The sequence below is a fragment of the Afipia felis ATCC 53690 genome (assembly GCF_000314735.2).
Classification (GTDB): Bacteria; Pseudomonadota; Alphaproteobacteria; order Rhizobiales; family Xanthobacteraceae; genus Afipia; species Afipia felis.
Genome location: NZ_KB375270.1, coordinates 1,296,970 through 1,306,669, shown reverse-complemented (window position 1 = coordinate 1,306,669; position 9,700 = coordinate 1,296,970). Strand labels below are relative to the sequence as shown.

The 9,700-nt window shown below is 63.2% G+C and carries 12 protein-coding genes; 6 read left to right on the top strand and 6 right to left on the bottom strand.

Annotated features, from left to right (window positions below):
- The first annotated feature begins 36 nt into the window (after window positions 1–36).
- The gene (locus HMPREF9697_RS06225) at window positions 37–381 is read left to right on the top strand and encodes a DUF1491 family protein (RefSeq protein ID WP_002716323.1); all 345 of its coding nucleotides are present in this window, start codon (window positions 37–39) and stop codon (window positions 379–381) included.
- 13 nt (window positions 382–394) lie between these two features.
- Here HMPREF9697_RS06225 and HMPREF9697_RS06220 read toward each other — a convergent pair whose 3' ends face one another.
- Window positions 395–1,366, bottom strand: coding sequence for a molybdate ABC transporter substrate-binding protein (locus tag HMPREF9697_RS06220; RefSeq protein WP_002716322.1), 972 nt, complete (start codon window positions 1,364–1,366; stop codon window positions 395–397).
- Window positions 1,367–1,495: 129 nt separating this feature from the next.
- Window positions 1,496–2,464 carry a DUF2336 domain-containing protein gene (locus HMPREF9697_RS06215; protein WP_002716321.1) on the bottom strand — a complete coding sequence of 323 codons (969 nt, stop codon included), beginning with the start codon at window positions 2,462–2,464 and terminating at the stop codon, window positions 1,496–1,498.
- 212 nt (window positions 2,465–2,676) lie between these two features.
- On the opposite strand from HMPREF9697_RS06215, the gene HMPREF9697_RS06210 reads away from it, so the two are divergent.
- The 4 genes from HMPREF9697_RS06210 to HMPREF9697_RS06195 all read left to right on the top strand — a co-directional run bounded on the left by HMPREF9697_RS06210 (window position 2,677) and on the right by HMPREF9697_RS06195 (window position 5,171).
- On the top strand, window positions 2,677–2,883 hold the full coding sequence (locus HMPREF9697_RS06210; RefSeq protein WP_002716320.1) for a hypothetical protein: 207 nt from the start codon (window positions 2,677–2,679) through the stop codon (window positions 2,881–2,883).
- Window positions 2,884–2,936: 53 nt separating this feature from the next.
- Window positions 2,937–3,665, top strand: coding sequence for a hypothetical protein (locus HMPREF9697_RS06205; RefSeq protein WP_002716319.1), 729 nt, complete (start codon window positions 2,937–2,939; stop codon window positions 3,663–3,665).
- Window positions 3,666–3,899: 234 nt separating this feature from the next.
- Window positions 3,900–4,253 (top strand): hypothetical protein, encoded by a 354-nt coding sequence (locus HMPREF9697_RS06200; RefSeq protein WP_002716318.1) that lies wholly within the window; start codon window positions 3,900–3,902, stop codon window positions 4,251–4,253.
- A gap of 267 nt (window positions 4,254–4,520) precedes the next feature.
- Window positions 4,521–5,171, top strand: coding sequence for a TerC family protein (locus tag HMPREF9697_RS06195; protein ID WP_002716316.1), 651 nt, complete (start codon window positions 4,521–4,523; stop codon window positions 5,169–5,171).
- Between the two features lie 37 nt (window positions 5,172–5,208).
- On the opposite strand, the gene HMPREF9697_RS06190 is transcribed toward HMPREF9697_RS06195, so the two are convergent.
- Window positions 5,209–5,508 (bottom strand): DUF3551 domain-containing protein, encoded by a 300-nt coding sequence (locus HMPREF9697_RS06190; protein ID WP_002716315.1) that lies wholly within the window; start codon window positions 5,506–5,508, stop codon window positions 5,209–5,211.
- 196 nt (window positions 5,509–5,704) lie between these two features.
- Here HMPREF9697_RS06190 and HMPREF9697_RS06185 point away from each other — a divergent pair, with 196 nt between their 5' ends.
- The gene (locus HMPREF9697_RS06185) at window positions 5,705–5,938 is read left to right on the top strand and encodes a hypothetical protein (RefSeq protein ID WP_002716314.1); all 234 of its coding nucleotides are present in this window, start codon (window positions 5,705–5,707) and stop codon (window positions 5,936–5,938) included.
- A gap of 5 nt (window positions 5,939–5,943) precedes the next feature.
- On the opposite strand, the gene HMPREF9697_RS06180 is transcribed toward HMPREF9697_RS06185, so the two are convergent.
- The 3 genes from HMPREF9697_RS06180 to HMPREF9697_RS06170 are packed head-to-tail and all read right to left on the bottom strand — an operon-like array spanning window position 5,944 to window position 9,387.
- Complete coding sequence (locus tag HMPREF9697_RS06180; RefSeq protein WP_002716313.1) at window positions 5,944–6,513, bottom strand: DUF1254 domain-containing protein; 570 nt, start codon at window positions 6,511–6,513, stop codon at window positions 5,944–5,946.
- The gene (locus tag HMPREF9697_RS06175) at window positions 6,510–7,088 is read right to left on the bottom strand and encodes a DUF1214 domain-containing protein (RefSeq protein WP_002716312.1); all 579 of its coding nucleotides are present in this window, start codon (window positions 7,086–7,088) and stop codon (window positions 6,510–6,512) included. The genes HMPREF9697_RS06180 and HMPREF9697_RS06175 overlap by 4 nt, the downstream gene beginning before the upstream one ends.
- 34 nt (window positions 7,089–7,122) lie before the next feature.
- Complete coding sequence (locus HMPREF9697_RS06170; protein WP_002716311.1) at window positions 7,123–9,387, bottom strand: transglycosylase domain-containing protein; 2,265 nt, start codon at window positions 9,385–9,387, stop codon at window positions 7,123–7,125.
- Window positions 9,388–9,700 lie beyond the last annotated feature (313 nt).

Here is a 9,700-nt window from a genome sequence, read left to right as displayed (position 1 = left end):
CTGGCTTAGGTTGCGTGGATCGCCTATCACCACCGCATGAGACTGAAATCGGAGATCTGGGTCGCGGCTTATCTGCGCCGCCTGCAGGGCGAGGGGATCTTCGCTGCCGTGCGCAGGCGCGGCGCGGCAGAAGCGGGGGCGGTGTTCGTCAAGCTCGCGCTGCTGGATGGTACCGCAACGCTGTTCTCGCCCGCGCCGCAGACCTCCTACGACGATGCGCAGCCGTCCGACCGGGCGTTCGTAGCTTCGACCGCGCAGCCGGTGGAAGAGCAGACCGTGGAGACGCGGCTGCGACGCGAGATCGATTTCGATCCTGACGCCTGGATCGTCGAGATCGAGGACAAGCGGGGCCGCCACTTCCTCGATCTCGCCAAGACCTAACCTTCCATGCGGCTCAGGGTTTGCCGAAGCCGTAATGGGCGAAGATGTCCTGCGCCTCGGGGCTGACGAGGAAGGCGAGCCATTGTTTGGCCTCCTCGGGATGGGCTGCATCCTTCACCACCGCACCTGAATAGATGCCGGTGACATTCTGCTCGGGCGGAATATCCACGCTCTCGGTCGCGAGCCCACGTTCCTTCTGAAAGATCGTCTCGGAACGCCACGTCACGCCGGCTTCGGCGCGGCCATTCATCAGCCAGACCGGAGTCTGGCGGTGATGCATGCGGGTGAGAACAGTGGTGCCGTCCTTGACCTTGGCGTCATAGACCGTGTCGACAAGCGCCTTGCCGCCGGCTTTTTCGAATGATGCCTTGATCTGCCGCGCCACGCCTTCGAATTCCGGATTTGAAAGCGCAAGATGAATGTCCGGCCGGCCGAGATCGTTCAGAGTCTTGACGTGGGCCGGATTGCCTTTCGGCACCATGATCGCGAGCTGGTTGGTCGCATAGATGGTTGGCGGACCGACGAGGAGGCCGCTGTCGATCAGGCGCTGTACCGCGATCTTGCCGGCGAAATAGGCATCCGGCTTGGCGGTCCATGTCATGTTGCCGACCGTGATGCGGCCGCCGGCCTTCATCTGCCGCACCAGCAGGCCTGGCGGAATGGTTTCGTAGTAGACCTTGCCTTTCAACTCCGGATGCTTCGCCTCGAACGCCTTGACGAGCGGGGCCATCGCGAAAAAGTAGTTGCCGCCGACGTACAGAACCAGCCGCGCATTGGTGATGTCGCCGTGGAAGTCCGCGAGGTTGTCGGCCTCGTGGACGGTGAACTCAAAGCCCTGATCCAGCGACGGATTGTTCGCGCCTTTCTGCCAGGGCGGATAGAAATCCGTGCTTGCGGTGGGCTGCGCTGCATGAGCGGATATCGCTCCGCCGCAAAGTGCAAGCCATAACGCTGCCGCGTGGCGGCTCATTCGTTTTGCCATCATAGTTTCGTCTCCCCGCACGGAAATTGACGCTTCCGCTTCGATTTCTGATTGCCGCCACGACGCGACGGTTCAGGTACTTTAGGATAATCTAAAGTACTGTAAAGGCCGGTCGATCAGGGGAACGGGACGTTATTTCAGCGGCAGGCGCTGCGGCTGATGTGCATCGGACGGCGACGGGGCCGGAGAGGCGGACGACGCGGTGCGGGCGCGCTGGCGCTCGCCGTCGTAAAGAACGGATTTGTACTTGGCGCGCGTCGTGACGATCGAGGAGCCGCGCCACGCCGCCAGCATGATGAGCGCAACACGTTCGCTCAGGATGTCGTACATCCGGGCGAGACGATAGACGTCGATCACCGACGCACCGATGGATGGATTGAGGAACAAGAGCACGCGCTGGAAGGATTCCGCATTCATGCCGAGCGCCTTCATCGCGCAGGCGAGCGGCTCGCCGAGCGGATCGGCGACGATCTCCTTCGCCACGGAAGCGGGCAGGATCAGTGCATCGGCGAGCTCAGTGGTGAAGGCCTGCGCGTCGGCGACCATCGCGGCGCCTTCGAGCGAGGCGATAGCGCGGCTTGCGCGCTTGGGATCGATCTTGGCCGACGGCTTCAGCGGCGCATCAAGCAGGTTCTCGAGAATCTTAGCGCGCTCTCGCGACGGCGCGGCGGTGAACATCTCGATCAGCGAGGAGGCGTCCTGTGGCTTCATCGACAGCATTGGCGACGGCTGCTGCGGGGCAAGCGGCGGCGCGGCCACCATGGCCGGCTCAGCCTCGCTTTGCGCGGGCTGTAACGATGGTGCGGCGTCGCGCGGATACAATGGCGGCGGTGGAATCAGCAGCTTGCGGCGAACGTCGCGCGGCGTCTTCGGATAGATCGCGAGCTTGCCGCGCACCACCGCACGGGTGGCGTCGTCGACTTCGTCGAGCAACCGCATCGTGAGTTCGGTGAACTGGCGCTCTTCGTCCGGCGTGTGGTCTGGCGTCTGCACATAAAGATCGGTCAGCACGCGCAGCAGCGTCGGGCGGATGTCCACGCCCTCGCGCTGGGACAGGGACATCAGGCCGTCGAAGCCTTGAAAGAGGGGAGGCGTACTCATGCAAACCAGCGCGCGTTGAAGGTGATCGCTTCAATCTAGAGCGGGTTTTTTAACGCGCAGTTAAGATTACCGAACGGTTAATCGCCGCAAGCCTCTGTGCGCCCGACAAAACAGAAACCGCATCCGCATGGCTTTAAGACACCGTTAACCATGCGCAATTCTAATGCGGATGCGTCACGAAGCAGTGATGTCGTGACGAGGAGACAGTATCGATGGGCACCATTCTTGAATTTCCGGCGGATGCGGCTTCGCGGCGCGCGGACTCAAATATGGGATCGGCCCCGCGTGAGGCGACAGCGACCGTGCTGATCCTTCCCGTTGTCCGGATCGAACGGCATGCTGAGGAAACCAGCGGCGACCGTGGACCGGAAGAGGGAGCGGCACCGGGCCGCCGCCGTCGCCGTCGGGCGCGGTCCTGATTTCTGCGCGCGCCGGATTGTCCGGCGTATCTGTAACCTGAACGGCCGTTCGGATGTGCAATCCAATTTTCGTTTTGCCGCTGGTATTCGGGATCGGCTGTGTCGGCGACGATTTCGGCCGCACCCGGCAGATGTTCTACCATCAGGACATGCATCAATGGGTCGGTGCGGAAGCGACCGAAGCACTCGGCGGGCGACCCTCAGCCTTCCTTTTGACCGACGACGAACGCGCGCTGCGCGACATGGCCTATTATTTCATCGAGCCACCCCATTCGCGCCCGGCGTGGAAGGGCGTGTTCGGCGATTACCAGCGCCTTCCCGCGCCGTGGCGCGTGAAGGTGGTATTCGACCGCACGAGCTACGGCCGCAAGATGATCGACGAGCCGCATCGTTCGCAGGCGTCGTCCTATCAGGGCTTGATGGAGGACGTGCGCAATGACCTCACCATGCTCGATCAGTTCATTCCGCTCGCGGTGAAGCTCAACGATCTCGACATCAAGCGCAACAAGGCGCTTGGCTATATCGGCGATGTGTCGCCGCGCGAATATGCCGATGCGCAGGCGCGGATGCGCGAGAATGTGCTGGTGGTGCAGTGGGCGCAGCAATGCGTCGAGCAGCGCGTGTCGTCGTATCGCTGGGCGCTGGAGCGTCTCGTCATCATGGCGCCCGACCGGATGGCGGCGCAGGCCGATGCACTGATCGCCGAGCTCGCGCGCCGTGCGGCCAGCGCCTGGACCACCGCGACGCCCGTGGTGGGGCAAGTGCTGCGCGTCGGCGGCTGATTTTCTCTCTCTGGTTCCAGCGGCACTTCGTTGCACCGATGGCGCAGAAGCCATCACGCGCGCGTGAGAGAAACCGCGTCCGGATGACACGCGGCGGATGACCACGTTGCGCATCCGTGCGAGCCGTTATGTGATGATTGCGTCGGGGGCGATGTGCCCCCTGTTCGGGAGGCGGCCTGCTTCTCTTTCGTGAGCGGGACGCAGCATTTTGCAGCCCGAAAGAAAGAGGACGATATGATTGCGTCCATCGAAGGCAGGTGGAAACACAGGTTCGCCGAATTGAAGCGGCCTGTCGCAACCCTCACGGCGCTCACTCTCGTACTTGCCGTTCCAGTCCTGCTGATCGTGCGCATGATCGGTTCAGAACTGACGATGATGGCGCTGAGCCTGATGTTCTTTCTCAGCGCGTCGCTCGCGGCGGCCATTGCTTGGTTTGTCGGCAGCAGACACAATTCACGCAACCTCTCGCTCTGGGATGTGGCAGGCGGCTTCGCGATCACGGGTATCGCGGCGTCGGTGCTGGCCGATCCCGAGCATGCCGTTGAACTGTTTGAGCATTTATTCGAGTACCGTTTTGGATTGCATTAGCAGGAGAGACATATTATTTAACAGGAACCAGACCGGGCCCCTCTGGCAGCCACATGCTGCGATGTCGGACTGGACATAGTGGGAGTGGCCCTTTTCCGTCTTGATCATTCCATATGCCTTGATCTGTGATTACCCGCAGGGAATCATGGCTTTGGCGTTTGGCGATCAAGGCTTTGTCGATCCTCGCATCCGCGGCTGTTCGGCCGTCATGCGGTTGATGGATAGGCGACGAGAGCTGCTCCTTCGCAAAGCCAAGGAGCCCGGCTCATGTTCGACTTCATTACTCCGGACGTTCTCACTGCTCTTTTTCAAGTCATCCTGATCGATCTTGTTCTCGCCGGCGACAACGCCATCGTCATCGGCCTTGCCGCCGCGGGCCTGCCAAAAGAGCAGCGCGCGAAAGCGATCCTGATCGGTATCGGCGCGGCGACACTGCTGCGCATAGTGTTCGCGGGCCTGACCACGCAGTTGCTGCAGATCGTCGGGCTGCTGCTCGCGGGCGGCCTCCTGCTGCTCTGGGTGTGCTGGAAGATGTGGCGTGAACTGCGCGCGCAGGCGCATCATTCGGCCGTCGATGTCGACTCACTCGCCAACGACGAGAGCGCACCGCGTAAGACGCTCGCGCAGGCGACCTGGCAGATCATCATCGCCGACGTCTCGATGTCGCTCGACAACGTACTCGCGGTGGCGGGTGCCGCGCGCGAGCATCCGTGGGTGCTGGTGTTCGGCCTGTTGCTGTCGATCGCGATGATGGGCGCTGCGGCCTCGTTCATCGCGAAACTTCTGCAGAAGCACCGCTGGATCGCCTATGTCGGCTTGGCCGTGATCCTCTATGTCGCGGGCGACATGATCTATCGCGGTTTCCTGGAGATCTATCCGCAGGTGTCGTCGTGGATCGGCCACAGCGCCACGTCCTGACGGGAGGAGGGCGCGCGGCTCATGGCCGCGCGTCCCATCACCAGTTGGACGGAAGGCCACCGCCGAAGATGAAGCGGGTGGTGTCGAAGCCGTCGCGCGGCCGGTAGCGCTTGCCTGCGGCTTCGGCGAAGGCGAAGTTCGGATTGACGCCGCAATAGGCCTGCTGGCCGGCAGCCGAAGCTCTACACTGGGCATATGTGTCGTAGGCGCAATCACCGGGGTAAGGATAGCCGCCGCCGACCAGGCAGATCCGCCGGTCGAATGCTTCGGCCGGCGTTGTCGTCAACACCGCGCCGAGCGCTGCCGCTGTCAGAAAGGTCGCTGTCAGGATTTTCATGTGAAGCTCCATTGTTGGAACCAACATAAAGGTCGGATAGCGCTTGCGCCAGACGTGCGGTTGCAGACGGCTACGTCAAAGCCGCGTGAGGTGCGCGGCTTGTCACGATTCGTTCTTGTGGCGTTATGAGTGCAGCGTCAAGAATTGACGGTCGAAGTCCACGATGCATCATGACCGTAATATTATGCGGTGCTGAATGCTTTCGTATCTGAAACGGCGTTACCCGGATTTGCAGCTGGTGCGGATGAGCGATGGCCGCTGGTCGATCATTCGCGATCTCGGGCTCGTCAAGGGCGGCAAGGGTTTGCGCTGCCACGAATGTGTTTTCTCTTTTCGGCTCGACGTGAGGCGGCTGCTGCGTCCGCGCGAAAAAGCCCGTCACACAGCGCTTTCCGCGCCCAGCGAAGCGGCTGTTCAAGCCCAGAGCTAGCCTGATTATCGCCGCTTCGGCTGCGAGATTTCCGACTGCACCTTGCAGCTGGCCGCCGCCAGCGAAGCCTTAGCCTGCGTCATGAGTCCCGGTTCGGCGGCGAGCGCGCGCATCACGATCAGGCCGGTTTTGGTCGGCGATTCGATGATGAGCCGGTCCGCCGCGGTGATATCCTCGTCCTCGGGCAGCGCTGCCTTCTGCTGCGGCGTCATCAGGTCGAGCTCGATCACCTTGCGTCCGGCGGAACGGTCGTTGATCGCGTAATAGGAGATGTCCTCGTTGGTGTAGAACGACACCGATGTATAGGCCTGGCTCACCGGCACCCTCAGCTTGATCGAGCCGCTGGAGAGATCGTATTTGCAGGCGGCGGCGGCGAAGGCCGGGTCCATGAACGGCATCGGCGCGGTGCCGGGCGTGGCGTCCGGCAGCGGCGTCACGGCATTGAGCTTCAGCATCGGCGCGAGACGCGCATAGGCGTCCTGCGAAGCGATGCGCGGCAGCGCCAGCACACTGACGAGATGCACCACGCCACCGAGCAGAATGCCGCCGAGGATTGCAAACAGCCAGCGGATCATGAGCACCCCGCCGTCGTGATGGAGGGCAGCGGCGCATCCTTCTGCGAGCGCGTCGCGACGCCGACAGGCGTATCGTAGAGCCGCAGCAGAAGCTGGTAGCGGCTGACGCCGCCGGTCGGCAGCCAGTTGCCGGCGCGCGCCCGCGGCGCGACGTGCACGGTGAAGGAGCCGTCGGATGCACGCACCACTTCCTGGCTGGTGAAGCCGTAACGCTGCAGCCCGTTGGCGACGAGCTTGCCCTTAAGGTCGTAGACCGTCAGCGTCCAGAACCGGGCCGCGGGCGTGACGCCCGAGACGATCACGTCGCAGCGGCCGTCGAGTTTCTTGCCGGAATTGTCGGCCGTGGCGCGGAAGGTGATGCCATCACCCGCGCCGATCGGCAGTTCGCCGCTGCGGGCGACCGTCGCGCGCGCATAAGGGTCGATCTCGCTGGTGCCGATGCGCGGACGCGCCGTCCACGGGCCGATGGTCAGCGTGCCGATCTCGACGCCGCGTGTCGCGGTATTCCACGTCAGGCCGAGGCCGACGAAGGTGGCAATCGCCATGGTGAGGATCAGCACGAAAATCAGCCGCACGGCAGCATCGCCTTCATGATTGCCGGGCCCATTCTCATTTCTTCGGCGGGGTGGATGCCGTCGCGTCGTTCGCGGAGGCGAAGCTGTCGGGGAATGGCAGCGCGGCGCGCGGGGCAGGCGGCGCGCGGTCGTTGATCGAGGTCTTGCCGACCGGCACGGTCTTGGCGGTTTCGTCCATTTCCTTCTCGATATGAACAAGGGTGTTCACACCGCGACGTGTGAGCGTGGGTGGCGGTCCGGCGCCGACGTCGAGAATCTTCGGCGCGGCGGTGACGGAGGCGACGCTGCCCTTCGGCAGCTTCTGGCCCGCGCCCACGCCGGTCAATTCCTTGATCTCGATACCCTGATGCGCGACTTCCATGATGTCGTGCCACGTCTTGGCGGGCAGCGAGCCGCCCGTCATGCGGTTGGTCGAGGAATAGTCGTCGTTGCCGTACCAGACGCCGCCGACGAAATTGCCGGTGTAGCCGACGAACCACGCGTCGCGATACGCATTGGTGGTGCCGGTCTTACCTGCTGCAGGGATGCCGTCGAGTTGCGCGCGGCGTGCGGTGCCTTCCGAGACGACGTGGCTCATCATCATCGCCATGTCGGAGGCGACGGAAGGCGGAATGATCTGGCGTGGCTGCGGCCCGTCGCGGTCATAGCGCCAGACGAGGTCACCCGCGCCGGTGCGCACTTCGAGGATTGCGTGCGGCGCCACCACCTTGCCGCGGTTGGGGAAGGTCGCGTAGGCGACGGTGTGTTCGAGCACGTTGACTTCGTCGGCGCCGATCGGCAGCGACGGCGTGTCCGGCAGCGGCGTGACGATGCCGAACTTGCGTGCGGTCTCGACGATCTTGGCGCGTCCGGCCTTGGGTCCGGCCTTGCCGCCGAGCGCGATCGACAGCTTCACCGGGATGACGTTGATCGAGTGTGTCAGCGCCTGCGTCAGCGTGATCGAGCCGGAATAGGAGCGACCGTAGTTTTGCGGGCACCAGTTGCCGATGCAGACCGGCCCGTCCACCACGATGGAGGTCGGCTTGAAGCCGTTCAGCAGCGCGGTGGTGTAGACGTAAGGCTTGAACGAGGAGCCCGGCTGGCGCATCGCGTCGGTGGCGCGGTTGAACTGGCTTGCGCCATAGTCGCGCCCGCCGACCATCGCGCGCACGCCGCCATCGAGGTCAGCGATCACCGCGGCTGCCTGCGTCGCGTGGTAGTCGCGGCCGAACTGGCGGAGCTGATCCTCGACGGTGTCTTCGGCCGCCTTCTGCACCTTCATGTCGATGGTGGTGCGCACCACGAACACGCGCTCGGTGTAGGATTTCGGGAAGGTGGCGACGAGCTTCTTCACCTCGTCGAAGGCGTAGTCGAGGAAGTAGTTCGGCGAATTCTCGTCGCGGCGGTCGACCACGGAGGCCGGATTGCGCCGCGCACCGAACACCTGGCCTTCGGTCATGAAGCCCGCGTCCACAAGGTTGTCGAGTACGACGTTGGCGCGCGCGCGGGCGGCGGGCAGGTTGATGTGAGGCGCGTATTTGGTCGGCGCCTTGAACAGGCCCGCGAGCATCGCGGATTCGGCAAGGTTTACGTCGCGCGCCGACTTGTTGAAGTAGAAATGCGCCGCGCCGTCGACGCCGAATGTGCCGCCGCCCATATAGGCGCGGTCGAGATAGAGCTTGAGAATCTCGTTTTTGGTGAGGCGCGATTCCAGCCAGAGCGCGAGAAACGCCTCGTTGATCTTGCGCTCGATGGTGCGCTCGTTTGACAGGAACAGGTTTTTCGCAAGCTGCTGGGTGATCGAGGAGCCGCCCTGGCGCACGCCGCCGGCCTGCGCGTTGGTAACGAGCGCGCGCAGCGTGCCCGCGACGTCGATGCCGAAATGATCATAGAAGCGGCGGTCTTCGGTCGCGAGCGTCGCCTTGATCAGGCTGTCGGGGAAGTCCTCGAGCGGGATCGAGTCGTTGTGCTTGATGCCGCGGCTGCCGATCGGATTATTGTAGCGGTCGAGGAAGGTCACCGCCAAATCCGACTTCTTCAGCCAGTCCTCGTCGGAGGTCTCGCGGAAAGAGGGGATGGCGAGCGCCAGCATCAGGATGCCGCCGGCCAAGCCGATGGTCGCCATCTCCGACAAAGGCTCGATGAACACCCAGCGCTTCCAGCGCCCGACATAGAAGCGATCCATGAACGCCGAATAGCGCTCATAGAGTTCGCGCAGGCCGCGGCCCGAGGAGAACAGCGTGGAATCGAAACGTGAATCGAGATCCAGAAAGAAATTCCGGATCCGTTGCATCCACTCGCTGGGTACGATCTTGCGCACCAAAATTTCCTAAATCGTCGGTCGCGTCCGTGGTTCGCCCGGACACTGGCGGCGGCGATGGCGCAGGCGAACATGGACGTTCGTTTGCGGCATCCCCGTGGCGATGGTGAAGGCAACCATCGAAGGGAAGAGCCCGTCGGCCCGTTCCGCGCGTCGATGCCTGCGCCGGAGAGAAGATCACGCGAGACGGCCTGAAGTTCCCGGACTCTCTCCACGTCCGGGAATCCGCCTTCTTCTAGCCGAGGTAAGGGGATAAACCAATGCTGCCCTTGGCGTTTTTCATGGGAAGGACTAATTTCCAGGTCTGTTTCCA